Raw genomic sequence first — 26077 nt, 5'->3', positions numbered from 1 at the left:
GGAAAGCGAAATGGATATGTTCGAACAAATCAGAGAGCATGAACAAGTGGTTTTTTGTAATGATGAAGCGACAGGATTAAAAGCGATTATAGCGATTCACAGTACGAGACTAGGCCCTGCACTGGGCGGCTGCCGCATGTATCCGTATAAGACAGTGGATGACGCTCTTGAGGATGTTTTGCGCCTTTCAAAAGGAATGACCTATAAATGTGCAGCTGCAGATGTTGACTTCGGCGGGGGCAAAGCTGTAATCATTGGCGATCCTACGAAGGATAAAAGTCCGGAGCTATTCAGGGCATTCGGCCAATTCGTTGAATCTATCCAAGGACGCTTTTATACAGGAACAGACATGGGCACAGACCCTGAGGATTTTGTCCATGCATTAAAGGAAACAAATTGCATTGTTGGAGTCGATGAGGTGTATGGCGGCAGCGGTGACTCCTCTGTTCCTACTGCGCAGGGTGTGATATACGGTCTCCAGGCAACAAGCAAAACACTTTGGGGCACTGAGGATCTTGCTGGAAAGTCATATTCAATCCAGGGACTTGGAAAGGTTGGCTATAAAGTCGCTGAATACCTGCTGGAGAATGGAGCAGACCTTCATGTGACAGACATCAATCAGAAAGCGATTGATCAGATCGTTCAAAAAGCGCAGGAAATGGGAGCAGGAATCAAAGTAGTAAGCAGTGAGGAAATTTACGCACAGCCTGCAGATATCTTTATCCCTTGTGCAATGGGCGGCATCATCAATGATGGTACAATTCCACAGCTCCAGGTAAAGGCGATTGTCGGTTCAGCGAATAATCAGCTGAAGGAAACCCGCCACGGTTTGGAACTTCAGGAAAAAGGCATTCTTTATGCTCCAGATTACATTGTGAATGCCGGGGGATTGATCCAGGTAGCAGATGAGCTTTATTCACCTAATAAAGAGCGTGTCTTGAAAAAAACGAAAGCGATTTATAATACCCTTCTGAATGTATACGGCCAGGCTGAAAGAGATGGAATCACTACGATGGAAGCGGCTGACAGATTCTGTGAACAGCGCATTGAGGCAAGATCAAGACGCAACAGTTTCTTCTCACACATGAAACGTCCTAAGTGGGCAGTGAGAACATAATAGATTTATATATGGTTCTGTTAAAGCATAAGGTTGTTTTTTAACACCTGTTGATTGTTGTGGAAGGCGCGTAGACTCCTCCGAAAATGCTATCGCATTTCCATCGTGCGTGGGAACATTCAAAGAAGCTATTCAAAGTCCTGCGGGCGCAGCTGGACAGATGAGACCCCGGTAGAAATGGCCCGAAAAGAAGGGGCCATTTTACCCCGCAGGAGCAAAGCGACGAGGAGGCTCAGCGCCAGCCCCAAGAAGAATTTGTTCTTGAAAAAGCCGGCAGTTGGGCTTTTTCATAATTCTTCAGCGGAAAGCGAAGCGCCTGGAACGGAAATCAACAGCCTTGTTTAACAGAGCTATAAAAATAAAAGATTTGATAAAGGGTGAGCCGATGGATAAACTTTTTCCGATTTTTCAAGTGATGGACCAAAACGGAAACATCGTGTCCAATGAACATAAGGACCTTGTAACAGAAGAACGAGTAAAAAAATTCTTATCGGAAATGATCAGGATCCGTATGCTGGACAGAAAAGCAGTCAGCCTTCAGCGCCAGGGAAGGATCGGAACATACGCACCATTCGAAGGACAGGAGGCATCCCAGGTCGGTACGGCATTAGCTCTCAGAAGTGAAGATTGGATGTTCCCCACATACCGGGACCACGGGGCAGCGATGGTTTTTGGCCATTCGCTCAGAAATATTCTGCTGTTTTGGAATGGACGGAATGAGGGCTGTGTACCTCCAGAAGGAAAAAAGATCTTTCCGCCAGCTATTCCGATTGCGACACAAATCCCCCATGCTGCAGGAGCTGCTTTTGCTGAAAAACAAAAAGGAACGAAGAATGCAGCGATATGTTATTTTGGCGATGGTGCTACTTCTGAGGGAGACTTCCATGAGGGCTTGAACTTTGCTAGTGTCTTCAAGTCACCGGTTGTCTATTTTAACCAAAACAATCAGTATGCGATTTCAGTGCCAATAAGCAAGCAGATGAACTCGGCTACCATTGCTCAGAAAGCACTCGCTTATGACATTCCGGGAATAAGGATTGACGGCAATGATGTCTTTGCTGTTTACCTCGAAACAGAAAAGGCACTTGAGCGTGCACGCAGCGGAGAGGGACCAACTCTTATTGAGGCGATGACATGGCGATATGGTGCTCACACAACTGCTGATGATCCAACGAAATACCGTGATCAAGGTGACAGCGCTGTGCGGAGGATGGAAACCGATCCGCTGCTACGCCTTGAACACTGGCTGAAAAATGAAGGCCTCTACGATGAAGCATGGGTGAAGGACATCGAGGAAAAGGCTGCTGCAGAAATTGATGCTGCCGTAAATGAAATGGAAAGTTTCCCTGAAGCAGACCCTGCTGTTATCTTCGACTATGTTTTTGAAAAACCCACATGGACAATCGAAAAGCAAAAACGTGAATACCTAGAGCTGATCGGAGGGGAAGCGTAATGAACACTGCACTTCAGACAAAAACATTGACGCTTGTCCAGGCGATAACTGAAGGACTGGATACGATGCTTGCGGAGAGTAAGGACGTCATCCTTTTAGGTGAAGACATCGGTAAAAACGGCGGTGTGTTCCGTGCTACCGATGGTTTACAAGATAAATATGGTGAAGAACGGGTAGTGGATACTCCACTAAGTGAAGCTGGATTTGTAGGCGCAGCAATCGGGATGGCGGTAAATGGGTTTCGGCCTGTAGTGGAAATCCAGTTTCTTGGATTCATTTATCCGGCCTACGAACAAATCATGACGCATGCTTCAAGGCTGAGAATGAGAACGTTAGGACATTATACAGTACCGATGGTCATTAGGGCTCCTTATGGTGCAGGAGTTCGCGCACCGGAAATCCACTGCGACAGTACGGAATCCCTTTTTACACATATGCCTGGAATAAAGGTTGTCTGCCCATCCAATGCCTATGATGCAAAAGGGCTGATGATTGCAGCAATTGAAGATCCGGATCCTGTGCTATTTCTCGAGCCGATGAGGAGCTATCGCTCATCAAGAGACGAAGTGCCTGAAGGAAAGTACACAGTTGAAATCGGCAAGGGCAAAAAACTTGCCGATGGCGATGACGTGACGGTAATTGCCTGGGGTGCGATGATTCCGGTTGCGCTGAAGGCTGCAGAAGATATGAAGGAAAAAGGCATTAGCTGTGAGATCCTGGATTTAAGAACACTTTATCCTATCGATAAGGACCTGGTCATTGAATCCGTACAAAAGACAGGACGCACGGTCATTGTCCATGAGGCTCATGCGACAGGCGGAACAGGCAGTGATTTGATTTCACTGATCAACGATGAAGCCTTCCTTTATCAGAAGGCGCCGGCGGAAAGGGTGACGGGCTATGATACTCCAGTACCGTATTTCGGATTCGAAGACCACTACCTGCCGACACCGAAAAGAGTCGCAGCAGCAATCGAGAAAGTGATGAAGTTTTAGGAGGCGAGCCAATGGTTGAAGTTAAGCTCCACGATATAGGGGAAGGAATGACCGAAGCGGACATTAACTGTTACCTGGTCAAAGCAGGAGACTTTGTCAAGGCTGACGATCCATTGGTGGAAGTCCAGACCGATAAAATGACCGCCGAGATTCCCGCACCTCGTTCAGGCGTGGTAAAAGAAATTCTGTTGAGACCCGGTCAAACCGTCAAGGTTGGTACCACACTGCTGATCATGGAGGATGGGCAAGGCAGTGAAGAGGAGAGATTCAATTCCTCAACAATGGAACAGGGAGTTAAATATGTTAAGGATGCTGAAGTGGCTGAGCCAGATGCTGGGTTGAACTTGCCGAATCGCCCGGCAGAAGGCGTTTTGACAGAGGCAATAGCAACGAATCGCCACAATAGGATCCTTGCTTCTCCTTACACAAGGAAAATTGCCCGGGAAAATAATGTGAATATACAAAATGTCTGTGGCTCTGGGCCTGCAGGGCGGATAACAGATGAAGATATTTTTGCAATTATAAAGTCTAGAGATTCAGAGGCTGCGAGACATTCGGAACGAGGTTCTGAACCGACTGTTTCCGAGGCTTCGAAGGTTTCGGAAGCTGGTTCCGAAACGATGGTTCCGACTGTTTCGAAAGGCAGTTCCGAAGGTTCCGTTCAGAAGGAGGCAGCGATAGCTTCGCAAACCCTAGGAACTAATACATTGCCTTTCAGAGGCCGGCGTAAGCAGATCGCTAAAAAGATGGTGCATTCGCTGTATACAATTCCTCATTGTACCCACTTCGAGGAAATCGATGTCAGCGAACTGATCTCTTTCAGGGAAGAGCTAAAGTCAGCTGGTGCCACCATTTCAGCAACTGCTTTCTTCATTAAAGCCCTTTCGATCGCTTTGAAGGAATACCCGGTTTTTAATGCGAAGCTTGACGAGGAAAATGAAAGAATACAGCTTTTGGGTGAGCATAATATTGGCATCGCAGTCGATGCTCCTGAAGGATTGATCGTTCCTGTTCTCCGAAACGCCGAGCAAAAAAACTTAAAGCAAATCAATGAGGAAATAAAGAGACTGACAAGGGTTGCGCTTGACGACAAGCTTACAGTGAAGGATATCTCAGGCGGTACTTTTACCATCAGTAATGTAGGGCCACTAGGCGGAAGCATAGGTGCAACTCCCATAATCCAGCACCCTCAGACAGCTCTGGTTTCCTTTCATAAGACAAAGAAAAGGCCGGTTGTCACGGATGATGATCAGATTGTTGTTCGTTCGATGATGAACCTTTCCATGTCCTTTGACCACAGGGTTGCGGATGGTGCTACCGCCGTAGCGTTCACTAATCGTTTTGCACAGCTGATAGAGAACCCTAAAATGATGCTTCTGGAGTTGATGTAAATGGTCGTCGGGGAATTAGCGCATGAAAAAGATCTGGTCATCATCGGCGGCGGACCGGGCGGCTATCACGCGGCAATCAGGGCAGCGCAGCTCGGAAAAAATGTCACTTTGATTGAAAGGGATTTGCTGGGAGGCATTTGTTTGAACAAAGGCTGTATCCCCTCAAAAGTTATGACCCATGGTGCAGAAAGACTTTCGGCTGCCAAGCAGGATGAATTGATGGGAATCAACAAAACACACCTGCATTTTGAAATCGAAAAGCTATTAAGCTATAAAAACCAGGTCGTTAAACAGCTTCGTGACGGCGTAGAGGCACTCTGCAAAGCAAACAAGATAGAAGTCATAAAAGGAAACGCATTTTTTCTCTCAAAAGAAAAAATCGGCGTTGAAAATGATGACAGATATGAAGTATACAAATTCAAAGAGGCGATTATTGCCACAGGAGGCATTCCGGTAAAATTACCTGGAAATGCCGCGGAAGATAAGAGAATCATAGATTCATGGTCAATAGCTGATCTAAGTGAAGTTCCCGATCATCTTGTCATTTACGGTGATGACTATATCGCTCTCGAAATGGCGATGGCGTTCCGGGCCTTCGGTTCAGAAGTGACTCTTATTTTAAATGAGGGGAAAAATGACTTTTCTTTCGATTCCAGCATTAACAGGGAATTGAATCGCGTATTAAAAAAGGCAGGCATTTCGATTATAAAAGGTTCCTTATTTGAGGAAGTGCAAACCAGCGATAATGGTGTTTCTGTTATCCTTGGGGGTTCAAAAGGACAGCAAACATTAAATGGCAGCCATGTGTTTTATTCGTTAGGCGTCAAGCCACAGCTAGCCGATATTGGCGTAGACCGGATGGGAATGAAGCTCTCCGCGGAAGGTTTTATTGTAACTGACCACGCCGGAAGGACATCGATTGAGAATATATTTGCGATTGGCGATGTAACCGAAGGACCTTCTCTTGCAGTAAAAGCGATTAAACAAGGAAAGACAGCTGCGGAGACGATTTGCGGCAGATTGAGTGAAAATGACTTCACCTTCATACCCCGAATTGTGAGAACATGTCCGCCGGTCGCCTGTGCCGGTATGACAGAAAACGAAGCTAATGAGCGGGGCTATAATGTTGGAGCAGGTGAGTTTTCATTATCCGCTAACGGATTTGCCACCATCCTTGGAAAGAAGGAAGGGCTTGTTAAAGTTGTATTTGATAAGAAAACCGATCTCTTGCTTGGTGTTCACATGATTGGCCATGGTGCAGTCGAACTATTATCAAGCGGGATCCAGGCATTGGAGATGGCCGCGCGCGATGAAGACATCAAGTTTCCGAACTATGCCCACCCGAGTGTGAGCGAGGCGCTGCTCGAAGCTGTTGAGGCGTATAAGGGAGAAGCAATTCACAGCGTGCCCAAAAAGCAGAAGCTGAAGGTTTAATAACTCACTGGGACTGTCAGGCTGCTTGTTTAATCCATACAAGTAAATAATTCTGTTACTAGTGAAAAAGGTCATCTTACTGGTGAAAAAATCAACTCAACCGGATAAAAAAGCATTTCAACCGGTGAAAAATTAATCCTTCTACTTGTAAAAAACAAAATGTAACCATAAATAACCATCCTTAAAAGGTAATTTGGTTCTAAGCAAGTAACAAATACGTTTGAAACAGTACTAAAACTCAACTCAAGGTCGATAAAAAGAAGCAAAATAGTGATTTTTGGCTTGGCCAGTTGATCAATCAAAAACTAGCAAAAGAAGCTTTCCTTCAAACCACAAATATTAGGTTGCTATATTCCCAATTAAACTTCAAATCTGGCACAAACCATTTAAAAAAATAACACTCATTTCCTTCACCACGTAAAAGCATTATAGCTTTACATCGTACTCTTGAGGACATGGCAGCAATTGCTATAAAATGATTTGGAATATTATAAATATTTAAAAATAGGAGGATTCAACATGCAAGAAAAAGTGATGGTGTCTGCACAGACGACAGAGGATTTTTTTCCGGTAAGAGATGTTGATTATTTGGAGCTATACGTTGGAAACGCGAAGCAAGCTGCCCATTTCTTTCAGGCAGCGTATGGCTTCAAGGTTGTTGCGTATGCAGGTTTAGAAACTGGAAGCCGGGAAACTACATCATATGTCCTTCAGCAGCGCAAGATCCGCCTTGTTTTAACAGGTACTTACAGCGACTCTACCCGGGTCGCCCAATTTGTAAAAACTCACGGGGACGGCGTGAAGGATATTGCCCTTGCTGTTGATGATGTTGAGAAGGCTTATGAGTCAGCTGTCAGCCGTGGGGCAATTGAAATCCAGCCGCCTCATGAGGTATCAGATGAGCATGGTACATTGAAGAAGGCTGTAATCGGTACTTATGGAGACACAATCCATACATTAGTAGAAAGAAAGAATTACAATGGCATTTTCATGCCTGGATTTGTTGAGCACCAGTCTTCAGTGCCAGTAGAGGATGCAGGATTCATCGGCATCGACCATGTTGTCGGCAATGTTGAGAGAATGGAAGAATGGGTCAATTATTATGCGAATGTCATGGGCTTCAAGGAAATGAAGCACTTCACAGACAAGGACATTGTAACTGAGTATTCAGCTTTGATGTCGAAGGTGATGCACAATGGCGGCCGTATCAAATTCCCAATCAATGAACCGGCTGAAGGGAAGCGTAAATCACAAATCCAGGAGTACCTTGAGTTCTACAATGGACCAGGCGTTCAGCATCTGGCAATCCTTACTGAGGATATTGTCAGCACAGTCTCTACTCTTCGTAAAAACGGCGTAGAATTCCTGAGCACTCCAGATTCCTACTATGAAATGCTGTCAGAACGCGTAGGGAAGATAGATGAAGAGATCGAAAAACTTAAAGAGCTAAGTATCCTTGTTGACCGTGATGATGAAGGATACTTGCTGCAGATTTTCACAAAGCCAATTGTTGACCGTCCTACACTTTTCATTGAAATCATCCAGCGTAAAGGTGCTCGTGGATTTGGCGAAGGAAACTTCAAGGCTCTATTCGAATCAATCGAACGTGAACAAGAGAGACGCGGCAACCTTTAAAAGCCGGAGGGAAAGGGGGCAATCGCTCCCTTTTCGTCATAAATAGAAGGCTTGTCATGATGAAAGGAATCAAACATTGGCTGATAAATGCTCTTAATGCCATGAAAGAGCCATCAAACAGCTCCAGCCTTAAAAGCAAAGCTGCAAAGCCTTCTTATTAGAAATTGGGGGTTAATAGCATGAATATAAAAGCACGTGCAGAACTGGTAGGAATCACGCCATATGCCCTCGGCCAGACAATCGAAGAGATCAAGGAGCAATATGGAATCTCCACTGTAAGGAAACTGTCTGATAACGAGAATGTATATGGGACTTCACCTAAAGTAAGTCAGGCAATCATGGAAGCCGCTGCAAATTTATGTTTGTATCCTGATGGTCTTACTACCAGGGTGATAGAAAATTTATCTGCACATTACCGAATTGATCAAAAAAACTTCCTGGTATCGAATGGTTCGGAGGAAATCCTCAGGCTGCTTACCAGGGCATATATTGATAAAGATTCTGAAGCAGTTATGGCCGAGGTGACATTCCCGCGCTACAAGACGAATGTATTACTTGATGGAGGAAAGGCAGTCACTGTTCCGATGGCGGAGGGCAGACATGATTTGCAAGGGATGCTCCAGGCGATTAACGAAAAAACGAAGCTGGTTTTCGTCTGCAATCCGAATAATCCGACAGGGACAATCGTTGCTAAAAAGGAGCTCCTGTCTTTTATCGAGAATGTACCATCAAATGTAATGGTCATTATGGATGAGGCTTATTATGAGTATGCAGATTCAAGTGATTATCTCGATACAATGCCTCTGCTTAAACAATATGAAAATCTTGTGATCCTGAGGACCTTCTCGAAGATTTATGGCCTTGCCAGCCTCCGAATCGGATACGGAATGATGCATGAAGACATTGCAAGGGAGCTTCATAAAGTTCGCGATGTTTTCAATGTGAACCAGCTTGCCCAGGCAGCAGCCATTGCTGCCCTGGATGACCAGGATTTCGTCAAAGAATGCTCAGCCAAAAACAGTCTGGAACGTGACTACTTAAGTGCTAGATTGAAAGAACTTGAAATTGACAGCTTTCCTTCGCAAGCGAATTTTTTATATGCTTTTACAAACCGGCCCGTCATCCAGGCACTTGCAGAGAATGGCGTCCTCGTGCGCCAAATGCTGCTGCCTGGCTATAAGGAAGCGTTCAGGATCACTCTCGGAACACGCGAGGACCATGAATTCATATTGCAGATCGTGAGCGAGCTTTTTCATGAAAGGGCGGTGTAGGTAATGGAGATCAAAACCGACTCCCTGGAATGGAGAGATGCCTATAAACTGCTGCAGGGCTCGATTCTTCCGCGTCCAATTGCTTTTGTATCCAGCCTGGATGAGAAAGGCAATGCCAATCTGGCTCCCTTCAGCTTTTTCACTGCCATTTGTGCCGACCCGATGATGGTTTGCTTTTCGCCGATGAGAAGAGGAACAGATGGCGCCAAGAAAGATACGCTGAAAAATATTGAAGCGACGAAACAGTTCGTCATTAATATTGTCGGCGAGGAATTTGTTGAACAGATGAATGATTGTGCAACTGAATATGCTTCAGATATAGATGAATTTGCAGCTTCTGGCCTTACAAAGGAAAAAAGTGCTGTGATCAGCCCTCCTAGAGTGAAGGAATCCAAGGTCCATCTTGAATGTGAACTGGATCAAGTCCTCCATTTTGGCGGAGACCATGCCGGGGCTGGCAGCCTTGTCATTGCGAAGGTAATACACGTTCACGTAAATGATGAACTATATGAGAATGGCCGAATCAATTCCAAGAAATTAAATCCAGTCGGCAGGCTGGCAGGAGCGACATATACACTGCCGCTTGAAAAAACCTTTGAGCTGAATAGGAAATAGGTGATGTCATGAAATTCATTACGTTCAAAGTAAAGGATGGTTCTATAAAAGCTGGCTGGATCAATTCACAGAACCAGGCAGTGGATATGCAGGCAGCATCAGGCGGCAGACTGCCGGATAATATGCTTGCTTTTGTCGAGAACCATGAAAAATACATGGGTGAGGCGGAAGAGTTAAAGGAAACTGACAAAGGTGTTTATTCGCTGGAAGAAGTAGCTTTACAAGCTCCGCTGCCAAATCCAAAGAGCGTGCGCGATTTTTACGCTTTTGAGCAGCATGTTAAAACAGCCCGGGAAAACCGGGGACTTGAAATGATTCCAGAATGGTATGAAATTCCTGTATTTTATTTTACCAACCATCTTGCCATAAAGGGGCCGGAAGAAGAAATCAGAAGGCCTCGGGCATGTGAATGGCTTGATTACGAGCTGGAGATTGCCTGTGTCATTGGCAAGGAAGGCAGGAACATCAAGGCCGAGGATGCCGAAGAGTATATTTTTGGCTTTTTTATCATGAACGACTGGAGCGCCCGCGATCTTCAAAGGCAGGAAATGAAGGTAGGTCTTGGACCCGCAAAGGGGAAGGATTTTGCGACTTCGTTTGGTCCCTATTTGCTGACAAAGGATGAGTTAGCGAGGCAAAAAGCAGCCAAGGGCTATGATCTTGAAATGGTTGCACGAGTGAATGGGAAAGAGCTTTCAAAGGGAAATATGAAAGATCTTTTCTACAGCTTTGGCGAGATGATCGAACGGGCTTCTGCTGGAACAACACTCTACCCTGGAGAAGTAATTGGTTCAGGTACAGTTGGAACCGGATGCATTCTTGAGCTTGGAACCGAAGTCCACCGCTGGCTTGAGCCGGGTGATGAAGTTGAGCTTGAGATCAAAGGGCTTGGGGTCCTGAAAAATAAAATTATAGAAGACTAGGAAGAAGGTGTTTTCATGTATTACCGACAACTTGGAGAAGTTCCAAAGAAACGCCATACGATGTTTAAAAAGGAAGATGGCTCGCTTTTCAGAGAGCAGGTAATGGGTACGAAGGGATTCTCCGGGACACAATCGATTTTGTATCATCACCATATGCCGACTGAGGTTGTGAAAAGTGAGTTGATCGGCAGGTACCTGCCAGAATACGAGGAGCAAGACTCACTAAACCACAGGCATTTTTTAACTGACCAGATTACAAAATCAGGAGATGCCCTAAATGGAAGGGAGTATATCCTTGGAAATGATGATCTGCTTATTGGATTCGCAAATGTCACCGAGCCGATGAAACAGTTTTACCGAAATGGCGACGGCGATGAAATGCTGTTCATCCATCATGGATCTGGTCAGGTGGAAACGATGTTTGGCACCCTGGCATATCGTCCTGGGGATTATGTAGTCATCCCGATTGGAACAATCTACCGGGTAGTACCGGATGCTTCAGAACCAACAAAAGTGCTGTTTGTGGAATCGTTCAGCCAGATTACGACTCCGCGCCGCTACCGCAATGAATACGGCCAGCTTCTTGAACACAGCCCATTCTGTGAACGCGATATCCGCGGGCCGGAGACACTTCAAACCTTCGCTGACAAAGGCGAGCATGAAGTGATTACAAAGACACGCGGCCACCTTCACCGCCATGTGCTGAACCACCACCCGCTTGATGTAGTGGGCTGGGATGGTTATTTGTATCCATGGGCTTTCAATATCGAGGATTTCGAGCCAATTACTGGCCGTATCCATCAGCCGCCGCCGGTCCATCAGACATTCGAGGGACATAATTTCGTCGTTTGTTCGTTTGTGCCAAGGCTCTATGATTACCATCCTGAAGCAATTCCGGCACCTTACTATCACAGTAATGTCAATAGTGATGAGCTGCTGTATTATGTTGAAGGGAATTTTATGAGCCGTAAAGGAATAAAGGAGGGATCGATCACCCTGCATCCAAGCGGAATCCCACATGGCCCGCACCCTGGCAAGACAGAGGCGAGCATCGGCAAAAAGGAAACACTGGAGCTTGCTGTAATGATCGACACATTCAAGCCGCTCAAAACCGTAAAGAAGGCCAAAGAAATCGAAGACGGACAATACATGTATACTTGGATCGAGAAATAGTTTCATGTTTGCACACCCAGACAATGGGTGTGTTCGTTTTTTAATAAAGAGTTGGAAAAGAGTTTTGCTTTCATTTTTAAGCCCTGTTGATTGGAGTGGAAGGCCCGAAGACTCCTCCAAAAATGCTAACGCATTTCCATCGTGCGTGGGCAAACTCGAGGAAGCCCATTCAAAGTCCTGCGGGCGCAGCTGGGCAGGTGAGACCCCGGTAGAAATGGCCCGGAAAGAAGGGGCCATTTTACCCCGCAGGAGCAAAGCGACGAGGAGGCTCAGTGCCAGCCCCGCGGAAAGCGAAGCGCCTGGAATGGAAATCAACAGCCCTACATTATATTGCAATCTAAAGTAAAATTAGTCAAAATCGTATTCATCGTTTTCAATGCGTTTGACAATAGTCATACACATAGAAGTGTTTTATTTTGCAGAACTGGTTACTTTATCCTCCTTTCAGGGAAATCGATAAATAAACAAGCTTTTTAAAGGGAAAACTAAAAATACCTATCTGGATTAGGAGGACAGACAAAGTGACTTTATCGATATTTGCATTAGGCGGCATTAATGAAATCGGCAAGAACATGTATGTGGTTCAATATGATGATGATATTTTTGTAGTAGATTGCGGCGGTAAGTTTCCAGATGAAAGCTTGTTGGGGATTGATTTGATCATCCCTGAACTGACATATCTTGAAGAGAACCGGGATAAAATCCGGGCTATGATTGTCACCCATGGTCATGAGGATCATATTGGCGGTGTCCCATATTTTTTTAAGAAGCTGAATGTGCCAATATACGCCACAGACTTCACTCTTGGCTTGATTGAACTAAAGCTAAGAGAACACAGGTTGTTAAGGGAAACGGAATTAAAGAAAATTCATTCAGATTCGGTGCTAGACTTTGGACAGATAAAAGTTTCGTTTTTTAAGGTCAGTCACAGTATTCCAGACTGCCTGGGAATTGTATTCCATACACCGGAAGGCAATGTGGTACATACTGGGGATTTCAAATTTGACCTCACTCCAGCAAATGATGAACAATCTGAAATTCATAAAATGGCGCGAATTGGAACAGAAGGGGTCACTGTCCTGCTCTCGGAGAGTACAAATGCTGAACGGACAGGCTTGACTCCGACTGAACGTATGGTAGCTGGCCATCTCGAGGAGGCGTTCATGAAGGCGGAAGGGAAAATTTTCGTCTCGACCTTCGCATCGAATGTTAACCGGGTTCAGCAAGTCGTGGAGGCAGCAATTAAAACAAACAGGAAGCTAGCACTCCTGGGCAGGAGCATGGTGAATGTAGTCGATGTTGCAATCGAGAGGGGATACCTGAATGTTCCGGAGGGCATGCTGATCGAGCCGAATGCTGTGGACCAACTTGATCCCGCCAAGGTAGCGATTCTATGTACAGGCAGCCAGGGAGAACCAATGGCAGCACTTTCACGCCTGGCGACAGGAAATTATCGAGATGTTTCCATCTATCCTGGTGACACCGTAATCATGGCCGCTTCTCCGATACCAGGGAATGAAAAGGATGTATCGAAAATAATCGATAATTTATTCAAATTGGGAGCAAAGGTGATCTACGGTTCTGGCAGTACAACAGGCATGCACGTATCGGGTCACGGATATCAGGAGGACCTGAAGCTGATGCTGACTCTGATGAAACCTAAATATTTCATCCCGATTCACGGAGAATACCGTATGCTGCATCACCACCGTCTTCTTGCAGAATCAGTCGGAGTCGAACCAGGAAATACATTTATCATCAAAAATGGTGATGTAGTCGATGTGGAAAACTCTGTTGCCAGACAGACCCGAAGTGTTCCGGCGGGTGATACGTATGTTGATGGTGTAAGCGTTGGCGATGTAGGCGAAATTGTCCTTAGAGACCGTAAGCAGCTGTCAGAGGATGGCATGCTGGTCATTGTGCTGACCCTGAGTAAATCAGAGCGGAGAATCATTTCTGGACCAGACACCATTTCACGCGGATTCGTCTTTGTAAAGAACTCCGAAGACTTAATGAGAGACGTAAATGCACTCGTAACAAAGACAGTGACCGAAATGCAGGAAGACAATATTTACAGATGGAATGTGATCAAACAGGGAATCAAAAAAGCTGTTGGCCAGCATATTTTCCAGCAGACAAGAAGGAAGCCGATGATTTTGCCAATCATCATTGAAATTTAAAATAAATCTAAGCCAGGGTCCGCCCTGGTTTTTTTAGTTTATTGGGATAAGAAGAAAAAAATATTGAGCTTGGGCAGTTGACACAACACTAAAAGGTGTTATATTTTTAATGTGTAACCAAAAGGTGTTATTAATTTATGGAGGTATCAAAATGCAAACTCTACCTGAAATCCGCAAAACCATCATCCTGAATGCGCCAATCGAAAAAGTGTGGAAGGCCGTATCCACTTCTGAAGGGATAGCGGCATGGTGGATGCCAAATACGTTTGAACCTGTGCTGGGTAAGGAATTCATCCTGCATGCAGGCCCATTTGGTGACTCGCCGTGTAAAGTTACAGAACTCGAGCCGCCTAATCGGTTAGGGTTTGACTGGGGAAAAGACTGGCACTTATTGTTTGAATTAAAAGCAATTGAAGAAAAGACAGAGTTTACTTTAATCCATTCTGGCTGGGATCCGGAAAAAATGACAGAATTCGGACAGCCGCATTCAGTAATCAGAGGAATCATGGATGGCGGCTGGGATAAGATCATTAACGAAAAATTGCCTTCCTATATCGAGGGATAATATGGCGGCTTCCGCAGCGAAACATGATGTTTTCCAGGCGATAGCGGATCCTACACGCAGAAAGATACTAAAAATGCTGGCCGAACGTGAAATGCCGATCGCTACAATAACCGAAAGCTTCCCAATCACAAGGACAGCCATAAACAAGCATTTATATATCCTGTCTGAAGCCGGCTTGGTTTCAAGCAGGAAGGCAGGGCGCGAAACACGTTACTCATTGCAGCCTGACCCGTTGCAGGAATTGCAGGAATGGCTTAGCTTCTTTGAAATCTATTGGGATAATAAGCTTCTAAGATTAAAAGAATTCGTAGAAACTGATGAATAATGCTCTCGTTAGCTGGACTCTTGCTGAATATGAGCAGAATATTGGTACTTTAGGTAATTAGAACAATCCCAAAAGACAATTGCTATAATTACTTTGCCTTGCCGCTAAATGCAAAGAAGGATACTTACAATAGCATTCAAAATAACGTAATAGGCGGGACAGGTTCAGTTTCCCTTGCCAGAGCTCAATACAATCAAAATGTAAAGCATGGAGAATGACTCCATGCTTTTTACCTTGCAGACTTAACAAAATGACAGATAAGGTCTAAACTAATAACTATTGATTATCATTAATGTAAACTCTGCAAGGAGGAAACAGGCCATGGACGTACGATTAAATCAAAAGATCATCAAGGACTTATGCGGAACTGTTTCCTTTAAACGGGGAGATGCATTTTACCGGGCGGGAAAAGTGAAGTTTGAACAGTATAGCAGCGACTCAGCGGAAGCGATTGTATCCGGAGCGGACGATTTCACTGTCACTGTCTTTAAAAAGGGCGACGGGCAATTCGAAACATTGTGCAGCTGTCCGAAGCTTGCATCTGTTAAAAATGAATGCCAGCATGTAGCCGCAGTTCTACAGGCGATTCTGCACAGGCAGAAAAAGCCGGAGCCCGCCGTTCAGCAGGGAGATGAAACTGTTGATGGAATCGCCGAAGAGCTGCTGACGATTTTCAGTGACCAGCCCCGCAGAACCAGCGGCCAACAGATGCATTTTGAAACCAGGAAAGTGATGGACACTGAATTCACTTTAACTTCTGTTGAAATCTCGAATAATAATTTTATGTTTGGAATTTCAATGAAAATAGGACCTATTCAGGTTGGAAACATGATAAATTTCTTAAAGGATTTAAAAGAAAGTATCTCCCATCCTCTTTCGGCCTTATTTACATTCAATCCGAAGCTCCATTGTTTTGACTCAAAATCAGATGCAGTGGTGCTCAGGCTTATGGAGGTATTGGACGATTTATCCCTGCTTCCTCAAGGATTTGAAAGCAGCGATGGTATTCTGTTAATTCCGCCTTCGGCATGGCCGAAGCTTTTATCGATGCTAAAGCAGGCTCAGCGTGTCAATATGGATTTCAACGGAAGGGTTACCTCGGGAATTCATGATATATCGAGCGAAGGGCTTCCGCTGAAATTCAACTTCATGCAAACAGAGTCCAAAGACTATTTGCTGAATATAAGAGGGCTAGACCAGCTGACAATCATGAATATGTATCAGGTGGTCTTGCAAGAAAACAAATTCGTTCAATTAAATGAAGAGGACGGCACACGTCTTTTTGAGCTGAAACAAATGCTTGCCGCCTCAAATTCACAGGAAATACGAATCAAAAAGGAACAGATGAGATTTTTTGCCGAAAAAGTGCTGCCTGGGCTGAGAAGGATTGGCGAGGTGAAGATCGATGGAGATATCACCAGACAATTCCTGCAGACTCCACTGATCGCAAAGCTATACCTCGACAGAGTGAACAACCGCCTGCTGGCAGGGCTTGAATTTCAATACGATAGTATTGTATTCAATCCATTGGAGACACAAAATCCAAAATACGGACCGATGCTGATTAGGGATATCGACAAGGAAGACCTGATTCTGGACATGATGGAGGAAAGTTCATTCGCAAAAACAGATGGCGGGTATTTTCTGCATAATGAAGAACTTGAGTATGAGTTTCTGTATCATACACTGCCCAAGCTTCAGAAGCTGGTTCAGGTTTATGCAACGACTGCTGTCAGGAGCCGAATATTCAAAGGTCCCTCAAAGCCGCAAATCAGGGTCAAGGTCAAAAAACAACGGACCAACTGGCTTGAATTCACATTTGAAATGGACAGTGTTCCTGAAAGCCAGATCCGCTCGCTTTTGGAGGCGCTGGAGGAAAAACGGAAATATTTCCGGTTGAGGGATGGTTCCCTGATGTCACTTGAGACGAGGGAATTCGAGGAGATTCAGCGGTTCTTGAAAGCGGGACCTATTCAAAATGAAGATTTCGAAAAAGGTTTGAACCTGCCACTGGTTAAAGGGATGCAGGTCCTTGACTCAGTAGAAGACCAGGATATTTTTATGCTTGAAGATTCCTTTAAAGAATTTTTATCTGAGATCAGCTCCCCTGGAGTCAATAAATTTGAATTGCCTAAAAATCTGGAATCGGTGCTTAGGGAATATCAAAAACATGGATATCAATGGATGAGGACTCTCGCTAGCTATGGGTTCGGCGGAATTCTTGCCGATGATATGGGGCTTGGGAAGACGCTTCAAAGTATTGCTTATATCGCTTCTATGCTTCCAGATGCAAAGAAAAAGAAGGTTCCGATGCTGATTGTTTGTCCTTCGTCATTGACCTATAACTGGCTGGGGGAATTTATGAAATTCACTCCAGGTACAGAGGCAGTCATCATTGATGGCACCCAAAAAGAACGTGCAAAACTTCTCAATGAACTAAATGGCATAGATGTTGTCATTACGTCCTATATGCTTTTGCGCAGGGACATACATTTGTATGAAAAAAAGTTATTCCACACAATCTTTTTTGATGAAGCGCAGGCGTTCAAGAATCCTGTTACCCAGACAGCAAAAGCAGTGCTGAAATTGCAGGCCGGCCATCGTTTTGCACTCACAGGAACCCCTGTTGAGAATTCGATTGAAGAGTTATGGTCCATTTTTAGAGTTGTATTTCCTGAGCTGTTCAAAGGACTGAAAGAATACAGCAATTTGACACGGAAAACAATTGCGAGAAGAAGCCGACCATTTTTACTGAGAAGGATGAAAGAAGATGTCTTGAAAGAACTTCCTGAGAAAGTGGAGTCTATTGACACATCCGAGCTTTTACCGGAGCAGAAAAAACTTTACGCGGCCTATCTTGCAAAGCTCCGCCATAAGACCTTGAAGCATCTTGACAAGGATACAATTCGAAAAAATCGAATCAAAATCCTTTCCGGGCTGACAAGGTTAAGGCAGATCTGCTGTCATCCTGCTCTGTTTGTAGATGGCTATGAAGGAAGCTCGGCGAAATATGAACAGCTGCTTAAAATTATTGCAGAAGCCCGGATTTCAGGGAAAAGAGTCCTTGTTTTTTCCCAGTTTACGAAAATGCTCGACATGATCGGCAAAGAGCTGGCCTATCAGGGCATTCCATATTTCTACCTGGATGGTCAAACTCCATCTGAGGAGCGGGTTGAAACATGCAACCGATTTAATGAAGGAGAAAGAGACTTCTTCCTGATCTCCCTTAAGGCGGGAGGGACAGGTCTCAATTTAACTGGAGCTGATACTGTCGTACTTTATGATTTATGGTGGAATCCAGCAGTGGAGGAGCAGGCTGCTGACCGTGCACATCGTATGGGACAGCAAAATACAGTACAGGTTATCAAGCTGATTGCCAGAGGGACAATTGAGGAAAAAATGAATGAACTGCAGGAAAGGAAACGTCATATGATTGAAGAGATTATTGAGGAAAAGGCTTCTGCAAAACTAACCGAAGATGATATCCGCGAAATTTTGATGATTTGAAGCTCTACTGAGGGTTGTGTCTATCTAATTAGCAGATTAAAAGCATTTAAAGATAAGTATATGAAAAATGCCCATTTCGCTAAGGCGAATAGGGCATTTTTTTATTTGGCATTTTCAATATCAAGATAATGTTTCAAGGTTTGCTGTAGTGTTCCTCTTGTATCAGCCTTCTCCATGAAATTAATGCCAGTATGGATCATTTTTCTGACAAGCTCAGGGCGCATCCCTGTAATTACTGCTTTTGAGCCCATCATGTTAATACCATTTAAGACCTTTTGAAAATGGTCAATGACGTTCATTTCCATGTCAGCAATACCTGATAAATCCATGATCAGTGTTTGGACTTTTAATCGGGCTATATCCATCAGTATTTTTTCCTCGATTATCTGCATCCGATAATCATCAATCATACCAATCAATGGTAAAACTGCCACTGAGGCACTGATTGGGATGATTGGCACCGACAGATGTTCAACCAACTTTCTCTGAGAGTTAAGGAGCTCATCCTTATAATTAGTATAGCTGAGGAAAAACGTGTTCAAGAACTGGTCAACCTGATCATTAATCCGTTTCTCCAGATCAAAAAATTCTTTTCGATCAGTGAAGTTGCCTGTCATCCGGTCGAATTCACTGAGGAATTGCCATAAAGTCCTTCTTATTGCCTGTACCCATTCTAATTTGAATGCAACAGTCAGGGAGTGCTCTGCCCAGGCGACACCCTCTACTTCTGCAAAAGCAATAAGGTTTTCTTCCTCCCGCTCTACAATATAACCGACTAATTTTTCAGCGTTCTTCAAAAGGTCGATATTGCCTCGTTGCAGGATTTCATTAATTTTGGATGCAACATTCACTGCTTCCGATAATAGTTTTTGTTCGAAAATATCCCTGTTAGCCCTGATAAAATCAAGTACATTATCCTTCTGGACATAGGCAGCTTCCATTATGTACACTCCCTTAGCTTAATGATCTAAAATAATTAGCACTATCAACCTAGGTAAAACCTTCCTGTAAGCTACTTTAACAAAGGAAATAGGAAAATTCAAATTGTATAAGGAAATGGATTAAGGCAGCAAAGAAGGAATTACGCTATTTATAGCGAATGGTTTATGAAAATTATATCTAAAATAGGTGTGAATTAAAAATGATACTATTTGTGAACATTGAAAATATTATTTCCAGCAAGTGTGATGCAGTATTTAAAGCAATTGTTGACCATAGTCATATGAGCTATTGCTTCATTTCAAGCGGCAGCAGCCGGCTTGAAGCTGGAAGGGAAGTGATTTGGAGCTGGATGATGTCGGGGTGGAATTGCCGATCTAAGTTCTAAAGACAGAAAAACAGAAAGTGGAATTCGTCTGGTGTCCAAGCGGTGCTGAAACAACGGTAAAAATGACACTCTAGCCTCACGCTGAAAGAACGATTGTAAAGGTGCATGAGACAGGATGGGATAGCAGCGAAGAGGGAGTCCTCAGATATGGACAGCAAATTCAGGGCTGGACAGAACTGGTGACATGCCTGAAGGCCTATCTCGAATCTGGCATCAATTTGAAACCAGGAAAAAGCGTAACAAGCGATTCGCTTGAGTAATTGTGAATCGGAAATCCTTGATGAACTTTCATAGAGGAAATGAAAGTAGCGGGACAGGTGAGACCCCGCAGGAGCGAAAGCGACGAGGAGGCTCACCGCACGCTCCGAGGAAAGCGAAGCGCCTGGAACGAAAATCAACAGACTTTTACAAACATCTAGAATAGCGACACAGTATTAGAATAGAGTCTATCTAAATAAAGGAAATGATAGAACGATAGTGTCTTCAAGAATCATACGAAATACCCTCACTTGTTACTAATAGAAAAGTTAAGTAAATCGCACTTTTGAGTTCGATATAGCAAGAATAAGGAAGAGGGGATATAGAATGAAAATCACACTCATGCCAATCACCAAAGAAAATTGGGAGGATGCAATCGGCCTAAAAGTAAAAGAGGAGCAGAAGCAATTTGTGGCTTCCAACTTGCATTCCATCGCTGAAGTGCAGTTCCTTGAAAACTTTGTGGCTAAAGGTATTTATTACGGAGGAACATTGGCAGGTTTCGCAATGTATGGAATTGATCCGGATGACCAAAATTACTGGATCTATCGCCTGATGGTCGACCAGGATTTTCAAGGTAAAGGAATTGGGATTGCAGCTATAAATCTTATAGTGGAAGACATCAAACAGAAGAATGACACAGGCATCCCACTTATCATGATTGGGTACCATCCTGAAAATGAAGGGGCCAGATATACATATAAGAAAGCTGGATTTGTTGAAACAGTAGTGGCGCCATGGGGTGAGCAGCTTGCGGAATATAAACTGTCTTAGTTAGCAAATTAGCAAAATAATAAATAGCCAGCAGAGTGACCTCTCGCTGGCTATCGTTATCGATTAGGATGCTTTGTTTAAAACTTTGGATTTGGCTGAAGGCTTAAAGACGCCTTCCCATTTGGCAATAACGATCGCTGCAAGGGAATTGCCCACGACATTGACTGCAGTTCTTCCCATGTCTAGAATCCTGTCAATGCCAGCGATAAATGCTAAGCCTTCTACCGGCAATCCAGCCGTACCGAGAGTCGCCAATAGAACGACAAAGGATACTCCTGGTACCCCGGCAATGCCTTTAGAGGTTACCATTAAGACAAGCATTAAGGATATTTGTTCTGAGATGCTCATATCAATTCCGTACATTTGTGCGATGAAGATCGCTGCTAATGCCTGGTAAAGTGTAGAACCATCCAGGTTAAAGGAGTAGCCTGTGGGGATGACGAAAGAAGTGATGTGCTTCGGCGCACCTTCTTTCTCCATTTTATCCATGATTCTTGGCAGAACGGTTTCAGAACTTGCTGTTGAAAATGCAAGGATTAATTCATCCTTTAAAGTCACAATCAATTTGAAAATATTATAGCCGGCCAGTTTGGCTACTGATCCCAATACAACAATGACGAAGAATGCCATCGTTCCATATACTGTAAGGACAAGTTTACCAAGCGGGATCAGTGATTCAAGACCGAATTTAGATACTGTTACACCAATGAGTGCAAATACACCAAAAGGTGCAACCTTCATGATTTGGTTAGTTGCATAGAACATTGCGTCTGCGGTTCCCTGGAAAAAAGCAATAACCGGTTTTCCTTTTTCGCCAATGGCCGATATTCCGAGACCAAAAACAAGAGAAAAGAATATGATTGCCAGCATGTCTCCTTCAGCGAATGCTGTAATTGGATTTGTAGGAACTATTTCTACCAATGTAGTAACCATTGATTTTGTTTCCTGCGTTTCAGCGGTATCTACATAACTGCCAATATCTGTTTTATCAAGTTCGCTCATATTTACGCCAGCGCCTGGCTGGAATAGGTTTGCTGATATGATCCCGACGATAATCGCAATGGTCGTGATTATTTCGAAGTAAAGAAGTGTTTTGCCTCCAATTTTTCCTAATTGCTTAATGTCTCCGACACCAGCAACGGCAACAATAATACTAGCAACAACGATTGGCACGACGATCATCTTAATTAATCGGAGAAAAATATCTCCTATAGGCTGCAGATAAGAGGCCACAGCAGGATTGCCAAAGAATACCGCGCCTACAATAATACCGAGGACGAGACCGATAAAAATTTGGCCCGCCAGACTGATTTTTTTCAATTAAATTTCCTCACCTTCTGTAAAATCTCTAAGCTGAAATAGCAAATGGCAAGGGAAACAAGATTTTTCTCTGCAAAAAAAAGACACTTCGGGTGTCTGTAGAGAGATTTGATCCTCTGTTCCCTTTTTGTCGCTTACGAGGTTAGCTGCCGGGTTAGGAATTGGAAACGAAATCCCCTTCTTCATGAATTCACCCCAGGCGGATGCCGCCAGTTGGTTCCCCCGTTCTTTATGAAAGATTAAGCGGTAAAATATATTTGATAATATTATATCAATATCATAAAAAAGTAAATGTTAATTCTTTACCAGAGTAAAGTGTTGTTTGGACTTTTAAGTGCTGGGGTGGAGGGATCGTTGGATAATTGTAAGGGGTTTTCATACACCTGCTATCCTCCATAATTGGAGAGAATGCCTTAATAAAAGGACTAAAGACAACTAGGAGGTTTTACTATGAAAGAGGAGTTTGAGTTATGGAAAAACAATTAGATTTAGTAAGACCTACTCTAGATTTAGAAAAGGAATACCTCGATTTTTACCAGGAATGGAAAGAAAGCGGAGAGAACATGGTTCCCTGGGTTATTAGCAAGAATCCATCCGATTTTCAAGCCATGGTCGATTTCTTACTGGAAAACGAGAAGGGTGAGAATCTTCCTGAAGGCTGGGTTCCTGATTCGACTTATTGGCTTGTGAATGATAAAAACAAAATCCTTGGCGCGGTTAACATAAGACATGCGCTCAACGAGAAACTTTTAAATTCAGGCGGTCATATTGGGTATGGTATCCGACCGTCTGAACGCCATAAAGGCTACGCCGCACAAATATTATCCTTAGCCTTAGAGAAAACCAGGTCAATGGGAATCGATAGGGTACTAGTTGTTTGTGATGCGGTCAACATCGCCTCAGAGCGGACCATTATAAAAAATGGCGGAGTTGAAGATATCAGTTATACAGAGGAAGATGGCAATGTTGTAAAACGGTTCTGGATTGAGCTATAAGATGTGAGATAGAAGCTTACTGGTAAAAAAACAGTCCTTACTGGTGAAAAAACAGTCCTTACTGGTGAAAAAAGGGTTCTTACTGGTGAAAAAATCATCTCAACTAGTAAAAAAATTGTCCCTACTGGTGAAAAACTGTCATCACCACACAAAAAAGACTAATCCAAACCTTAAACTGTATTAAAAATGTTCTGTGAACTGAAAAAGTGAAAAATTTAAGGGGGATGTATCGTTGTTATTTCAAAATGGGAAGTTAAAAGTTAGGGAACTGGAACCAAATGATGCCGAGTTAATGGTTAAATGGCTTTCCGATCCCGCAATTCTTGAATTTTATGAGGGAAGAGATAACGTTTTTGATTTAAAGAAAGTTATCGAGGTTTTCTTCAGCCCAGATCCACATGAAAAAAGGTGTATGGTTGTCTTTGAAGATATTCCAATTGGCTATCTGCAATTTTATGAATTAGAACAGGAGAACCGGAATGCGTTTGGGTTAGACAAACAAGAAGCCATATTCGGTACTGACCAGTTTATAGGGGAGCCTGCTTATTGGAACAAGGGTATTGGTCAGCTATTGATGAAGTCAGCCATTGATTATTTAATGAATGAAAATGGAGCGGACCGTATAGTTGTCGATCCGCAAACCTGGAATGTTCGGGCGATTGCTTGTTATGAAAAAGCAGGATTTAAAATAAAAAAGCTGCTGCCCAGTCACGAATGGCATGAAGGTGAATATAGGGACAGCTGGTTAATGGAGTATGCATCATCAAACTAGTTATCATATCTGAATTTCATAAAGGAAATAACCCGCATTATGATACTGGAAAATGCACCTAATATCGCACTTCCGATAATATCAGAAGGATAATGGTGACCGACCCAAACTCTTGAGAAGCCTGTGACAGCAGACAGTCCAAGCATAAGACTCCCTAATGTCCGATTGAACATCAATATCGATACAGAAACTGCAAAAGCAAGAATCGTATGCTTGCTTGGGAAGGAAGAATCCATCTTTGAGGGAATCAGTATTCCCACACGCCTTTTCTTAAATGGTCGAGGTTTATAATAAAATAATTTAATGAGCATATGCAGGAGGAATGAGAGCAAAACAGAACCTCCTGTCTCAATAGCAACTCTCTTTTTTAAATGTTTGTTAAGTAAAAACAGCAGGATAATGAAGATGTAAACATACCGAATTCTATTTGAAATGAAAATCATGAACTGATCCGCGGTGTTGATGCGGCCAGACAACCGTTGGATCAGCTTGAACACTGTGAGGTCCATAAAGGCAGCTCCTTTAATTTCATTCCTGTTATTTTCCCACTGGCACAATGAAACATGTATCAAAAGGGGGGATTTTATTAAGTGAGACATATGAAGATAGAAAATCTTGGTTAGATTCAAACAACCCTGGACTTTTTGTTATCTTTAAATGAAATTAAAGAGATTTCATTATCTGTGGAAGGAAAAAGCGATCAGCTATTCATGCATACAGGAGAGCAGGATTTACTTTAAAACATAACTTGCTTTTTTTATGGCAGAAGAGAGGGATTGGAGAAAGTTGTTTAGATGTTAGGGGAATTTTCTTCAAAAAAAAATCAAGCATTTGTGAAGCTGCTTGATAAAGGTTGCAGCATTCTTTTTCTCTTAAGCTGAGGTATTGGTTTTCTCATTCCCAAGATCCTCCGCACCTTGATTAGTATTGGTTACTCTAAATAATTCAAGTCCTCTTAATAGAGCATCGCCTCCAAAGCCAGCCATTATGGACATCAAGAATACCCGAAGCAAAGAGTCGGCCTCTGCTGATACAACGAGAAGGGCTGCGGCTAAACCACCAGTCAGGATTTCTTCAAAGAATCCAAGGTAGATGAATTTTTTAGTTTTTCGGGGCATGACGATCTTGCCTCTTTTTCTGACATGGCCCGTCAATCCAACGAATCCACCAATCAACATTGCGAAAATAATGTTTTCCATCATTCTTTTTCACACTCCTAAAGTCAATTTATTTTGGGGCCGACCTTAGGTAACTCTTGGTGTATTACTATTATACAAGTAATAATAGTGGAATAGCATGTGTAAATTTAACGAATTTTCAGTATATTAAAATTAGTAAAAACTATGTGTAACTTTTATATAAATGATTGTTTTTAGCCCTTTCCAAAAAAGTTACAGGCCAATGGACTTAAAGCGAATACTTGTTTGGGGATTTTTCTTAAATCAGAAATAATTGTTAAGGAGACTAAAATGTACATAATAAATGTGGAGGGAGCCATATACAAAGAGGGTAAATGGCTCATTATTGAAAGAAGCACAAAAGAAGAACATGCAGGAGGGGAACTGTCTCTTGTGGGCGGTACAGCAGAAAATGAGGGCAGCTCGAGTGACTTACTTGAAAGGACGCTTAAAAGAGAGATCTATGAGGAAGTCGGCATTGTTATCAAAGATCGGATGCAATATGTTCGCAATACTACCTTTATGCTTAATGATGGAAGAGAAGTACTTGATATAGTGTTTCTTTGTGAGATGGATTCCGGAGAGCCATTTGTGAAAAGCCCTGATGAAGTGGAGAAAGTATTTTGGCTGACAGCTGATGAAGTCAATAATCATCCAAAGGCACCAATTTGGCTAAAAGAAAGTATAGAAGCTGCGGAGAAAATTAGAATAAATACTGCATTGGTATAGGAGGCTGGGACAAAACCCACCTCTGAGATGAAAAAGCCGGTGAAATTTTACGACAAGTAAAATTTCACCGGCTTTTGATTATTTATTAAATAGAAATAAGGACCCCTTCTGATAAAATAAAGTTACCACACAAAATTCAA

The 26077-nt window shown here is 43.3% G+C and carries 24 protein-coding genes and 1 riboswitch; of the genes, 20 read left to right on the top strand and 4 right to left on the bottom strand.

Going from position 1 to position 26077, the window contains the following annotated elements; genetic code table 11:
* The first annotated feature begins 10 nt into the window (after positions 1-10).
* The 14 genes from AC3EBE_RS00120 (at position 11) to AC3EBE_RS00055 (ending at position 18584) form a co-directional block, all read left to right on the top strand.
* Complete coding sequence (locus AC3EBE_RS00120) at positions 11-1117, top strand: Leu/Phe/Val dehydrogenase (RefSeq protein WP_488593009.1); 1107 nt, start codon at positions 11-13, stop codon at positions 1115-1117.
* Positions 1118-1502: 385 nt separating this feature from the next.
* On the top strand, positions 1503-2570 hold the full coding sequence (gene pdhA / locus AC3EBE_RS00115) for a pyruvate dehydrogenase (acetyl-transferring) E1 component subunit alpha (protein ID WP_488593008.1): 1068 nt from the start codon (positions 1503-1505) through the stop codon (positions 2568-2570).
* Entirely contained in the window at positions 2570-3565 is a 996-nt protein-coding gene (locus AC3EBE_RS00110) for an alpha-ketoacid dehydrogenase subunit beta (RefSeq protein ID WP_488593007.1), read from the top strand. The genes pdhA and AC3EBE_RS00110 overlap by 1 nt, the downstream gene beginning before the upstream one ends.
* 11 nt (positions 3566-3576) lie before the next feature.
* Positions 3577-4956 carry a dihydrolipoamide acetyltransferase family protein gene (locus tag AC3EBE_RS00105; RefSeq protein ID WP_488593006.1) on the top strand — a complete coding sequence of 460 codons (1380 nt, stop codon included), beginning with the start codon at positions 3577-3579 and terminating at the stop codon, positions 4954-4956.
* Entirely contained in the window at positions 4957-6390 is a 1434-nt protein-coding gene (gene lpdA, locus AC3EBE_RS00100; protein ID WP_488593005.1) for a dihydrolipoyl dehydrogenase, read from the top strand.
* A gap of 480 nt (positions 6391-6870) precedes the next feature.
* A complete protein-coding gene (gene hppD, locus AC3EBE_RS00095; protein ID WP_488593004.1) occupies positions 6871-8025 on the top strand; it encodes a 4-hydroxyphenylpyruvate dioxygenase in 1155 nt (384 codons plus the stop codon).
* A gap of 179 nt (positions 8026-8204) precedes the next feature.
* Positions 8205-9296, top strand: a complete 1092-nt coding sequence (hisC, locus tag AC3EBE_RS00090; RefSeq protein ID WP_488593003.1) for a histidinol-phosphate transaminase — start codon at positions 8205-8207, stop codon at positions 9294-9296.
* A 3-nt stretch (positions 9297-9299) separates the two neighbouring features.
* Positions 9300-9911, top strand: coding sequence for a flavin reductase family protein (locus tag AC3EBE_RS00085; RefSeq protein WP_488593002.1), 612 nt, complete (start codon positions 9300-9302; stop codon positions 9909-9911).
* 8 nt (positions 9912-9919) lie between these two features.
* A complete protein-coding gene (locus tag AC3EBE_RS00080; RefSeq protein ID WP_488593001.1) occupies positions 9920-10834 on the top strand; it encodes a fumarylacetoacetate hydrolase family protein in 915 nt (304 codons plus the stop codon).
* A 15-nt stretch (positions 10835-10849) separates the two neighbouring features.
* Complete coding sequence (locus AC3EBE_RS00075) at positions 10850-12007, top strand: homogentisate 1,2-dioxygenase (RefSeq protein ID WP_488593000.1); 1158 nt, start codon at positions 10850-10852, stop codon at positions 12005-12007.
* 521 nt (positions 12008-12528) lie between these two features.
* Positions 12529-14187, top strand: a complete 1659-nt coding sequence (locus AC3EBE_RS00070; protein ID WP_488592999.1) for a ribonuclease J — start codon at positions 12529-12531, stop codon at positions 14185-14187.
* Positions 14188-14338: 151 nt separating this feature from the next.
* Positions 14339-14752: an SRPBCC family protein gene (locus AC3EBE_RS00065; protein ID WP_488592998.1), complete on the top strand. Its 414-nt coding sequence runs from the start codon at positions 14339-14341 to the stop codon at positions 14750-14752.
* A 1-nt stretch (position 14753) separates the two neighbouring features.
* Positions 14754-15077 carry an ArsR/SmtB family transcription factor gene (locus AC3EBE_RS00060; protein WP_488592997.1) on the top strand — a complete coding sequence of 108 codons (324 nt, stop codon included), beginning with the start codon at positions 14754-14756 and terminating at the stop codon, positions 15075-15077.
* A 321-nt stretch (positions 15078-15398) separates the two neighbouring features.
* Positions 15399-18584, top strand: a complete 3186-nt coding sequence (locus tag AC3EBE_RS00055; protein ID WP_488592996.1) for a DEAD/DEAH box helicase — start codon at positions 15399-15401, stop codon at positions 18582-18584.
* Positions 18585-18685: 101 nt separating this feature from the next.
* Here the strand turns inward: AC3EBE_RS00055 and AC3EBE_RS00050 are convergent, their stop codons facing one another.
* On the bottom strand, positions 18686-19525 hold the full coding sequence (locus tag AC3EBE_RS00050) for an STAS domain-containing protein (RefSeq protein WP_488592995.1): 840 nt from the start codon (positions 19523-19525) through the stop codon (positions 18686-18688).
* 200 nt (positions 19526-19725) lie between these two features.
* Here AC3EBE_RS00050 and AC3EBE_RS00045 point away from each other — a divergent pair, with 200 nt between their 5' ends.
* The 3 genes from AC3EBE_RS00045 to AC3EBE_RS00035 all read left to right on the top strand — a co-directional run bounded on the left by AC3EBE_RS00045 (position 19726) and on the right by AC3EBE_RS00035 (position 20943).
* Entirely contained in the window at positions 19726-19911 is a 186-nt protein-coding gene (locus AC3EBE_RS00045; RefSeq protein WP_488592994.1) for a hypothetical protein, read from the top strand.
* Positions 19912-20012: 101 nt separating this feature from the next.
* The gene (locus tag AC3EBE_RS00040; protein ID WP_488592993.1) at positions 20013-20171 is read left to right on the top strand and encodes a hypothetical protein; all 159 of its coding nucleotides are present in this window, start codon (positions 20013-20015) and stop codon (positions 20169-20171) included.
* A 325-nt stretch (positions 20172-20496) separates the two neighbouring features.
* Positions 20497-20943 (top strand): GNAT family N-acetyltransferase, encoded by a 447-nt coding sequence (locus AC3EBE_RS00035; protein ID WP_488592992.1) that lies wholly within the window; start codon positions 20497-20499, stop codon positions 20941-20943.
* A 63-nt stretch (positions 20944-21006) separates the two neighbouring features.
* Here AC3EBE_RS00035 and AC3EBE_RS00030 read toward each other — a convergent pair whose 3' ends face one another.
* On the bottom strand, positions 21007-22263 hold the full coding sequence (locus tag AC3EBE_RS00030; protein WP_488592991.1) for a cation:dicarboxylate symporter family transporter: 1257 nt from the start codon (positions 22261-22263) through the stop codon (positions 21007-21009).
* A 116-nt stretch (positions 22264-22379) separates the two neighbouring features.
* Positions 22380-22519, bottom strand: a riboswitch (cyclic di-AMP (ydaO/yuaA leader).
* Positions 22520-22733: 214 nt separating this feature from the next.
* Between AC3EBE_RS00030 and AC3EBE_RS00025 the strand changes: the two genes are divergently transcribed.
* Positions 22734-23258: a GNAT family N-acetyltransferase gene (locus AC3EBE_RS00025; RefSeq protein ID WP_488592990.1), complete on the top strand. Its 525-nt coding sequence runs from the start codon at positions 22734-22736 to the stop codon at positions 23256-23258.
* 232 nt (positions 23259-23490) lie between these two features.
* Complete coding sequence (locus tag AC3EBE_RS00020) at positions 23491-24030, top strand: GNAT family N-acetyltransferase (RefSeq protein ID WP_488592989.1); 540 nt, start codon at positions 23491-23493, stop codon at positions 24028-24030.
* Here AC3EBE_RS00020 and AC3EBE_RS00015 read toward each other — a convergent pair.
* Both AC3EBE_RS00015 and AC3EBE_RS00010 read right to left on the bottom strand, forming a co-directional pair.
* Positions 24027-24539 carry an undecaprenyl-diphosphatase gene (locus AC3EBE_RS00015; RefSeq protein ID WP_488592988.1) on the bottom strand — a complete coding sequence of 171 codons (513 nt, stop codon included), beginning with the start codon at positions 24537-24539 and terminating at the stop codon, positions 24027-24029. The two genes, AC3EBE_RS00020 and AC3EBE_RS00015, sit on opposite strands and share 4 nt — an antisense overlap.
* Before the next feature lie 363 nt (positions 24540-24902).
* The gene (locus AC3EBE_RS00010) at positions 24903-25232 is read right to left on the bottom strand and encodes a DUF4257 domain-containing protein (protein WP_488592987.1); all 330 of its coding nucleotides are present in this window, start codon (positions 25230-25232) and stop codon (positions 24903-24905) included.
* 267 nt (positions 25233-25499) lie between these two features.
* Between AC3EBE_RS00010 and AC3EBE_RS00005 the strand changes: the two genes are divergently transcribed.
* Positions 25500-25937 (top strand): NUDIX hydrolase, encoded by a 438-nt coding sequence (locus AC3EBE_RS00005; RefSeq protein WP_488592986.1) that lies wholly within the window; start codon positions 25500-25502, stop codon positions 25935-25937.
* Positions 25938-26077 lie beyond the last annotated feature (140 nt).

It is taken from the genome of Mesobacillus sp. (assembly GCF_057785455.1).
This window is presented reverse-complemented; position numbering and strand designations above follow the sequence as displayed.

Excerpts from the sequence above, each read along its gene's own strand:
- AC3EBE_RS00120 (WP_488593009.1), top strand. The coding sequence starts at position 11 with ATGGATATGTTCGAACAAATCAGAGAGCATGAACAAGTGGTTTTTTGT.
- pdhA (WP_488593008.1), top strand. The coding sequence starts at position 1,503 with ATGGATAAACTTTTTCCGATTTTTCAAGTGATGGACCAAAACGGAAAC.
- AC3EBE_RS00110 (WP_488593007.1), top strand. The coding sequence starts at position 2,570 with ATGAACACTGCACTTCAGACAAAAACATTGACGCTTGTCCAGGCGATA.
- AC3EBE_RS00105 (WP_488593006.1), top strand. The coding sequence starts at position 3,577 with ATGGTTGAAGTTAAGCTCCACGATATAGGGGAAGGAATGACCGAAGCG.
- lpdA (WP_488593005.1), top strand. The coding sequence starts at position 4,957 with ATGGTCGTCGGGGAATTAGCGCATGAAAAAGATCTGGTCATCATCGGC.
- hisC (WP_488593003.1), top strand. The coding sequence starts at position 8,205 with ATGAATATAAAAGCACGTGCAGAACTGGTAGGAATCACGCCATATGCC.
- AC3EBE_RS00085 (WP_488593002.1), top strand. The coding sequence starts at position 9,300 with ATGGAGATCAAAACCGACTCCCTGGAATGGAGAGATGCCTATAAACTG.
- AC3EBE_RS00080 (WP_488593001.1), top strand. The coding sequence starts at position 9,920 with ATGAAATTCATTACGTTCAAAGTAAAGGATGGTTCTATAAAAGCTGGC.
- AC3EBE_RS00075 (WP_488593000.1), top strand. The coding sequence starts at position 10,850 with ATGTATTACCGACAACTTGGAGAAGTTCCAAAGAAACGCCATACGATG.
- AC3EBE_RS00065 (WP_488592998.1), top strand. The coding sequence starts at position 14,339 with ATGCAAACTCTACCTGAAATCCGCAAAACCATCATCCTGAATGCGCCA.
- AC3EBE_RS00060 (WP_488592997.1), top strand. The coding sequence starts at position 14,754 with ATGGCGGCTTCCGCAGCGAAACATGATGTTTTCCAGGCGATAGCGGAT.
- AC3EBE_RS00055 (WP_488592996.1), top strand. The coding sequence starts at position 15,399 with ATGGACGTACGATTAAATCAAAAGATCATCAAGGACTTATGCGGAACT.
- AC3EBE_RS00050 (WP_488592995.1), bottom strand. The coding sequence starts at position 19,525 with ATGGAAGCTGCCTATGTCCAGAAGGATAATGTACTTGATTTTATCAGG.
- AC3EBE_RS00045 (WP_488592994.1), top strand. The coding sequence starts at position 19,726 with ATGATACTATTTGTGAACATTGAAAATATTATTTCCAGCAAGTGTGAT.
- AC3EBE_RS00035 (WP_488592992.1), top strand. The coding sequence starts at position 20,497 with ATGAAAATCACACTCATGCCAATCACCAAAGAAAATTGGGAGGATGCA.
- AC3EBE_RS00025 (WP_488592990.1), top strand. The coding sequence starts at position 22,734 with ATGGAAAAACAATTAGATTTAGTAAGACCTACTCTAGATTTAGAAAAG.
- AC3EBE_RS00015 (WP_488592988.1), bottom strand. The coding sequence starts at position 24,539 with ATGGACCTCACAGTGTTCAAGCTGATCCAACGGTTGTCTGGCCGCATC.
- AC3EBE_RS00010 (WP_488592987.1), bottom strand. The coding sequence starts at position 25,232 with ATGATGGAAAACATTATTTTCGCAATGTTGATTGGTGGATTCGTTGGA.
- AC3EBE_RS00005 (WP_488592986.1), top strand. The coding sequence starts at position 25,500 with ATGTACATAATAAATGTGGAGGGAGCCATATACAAAGAGGGTAAATGG.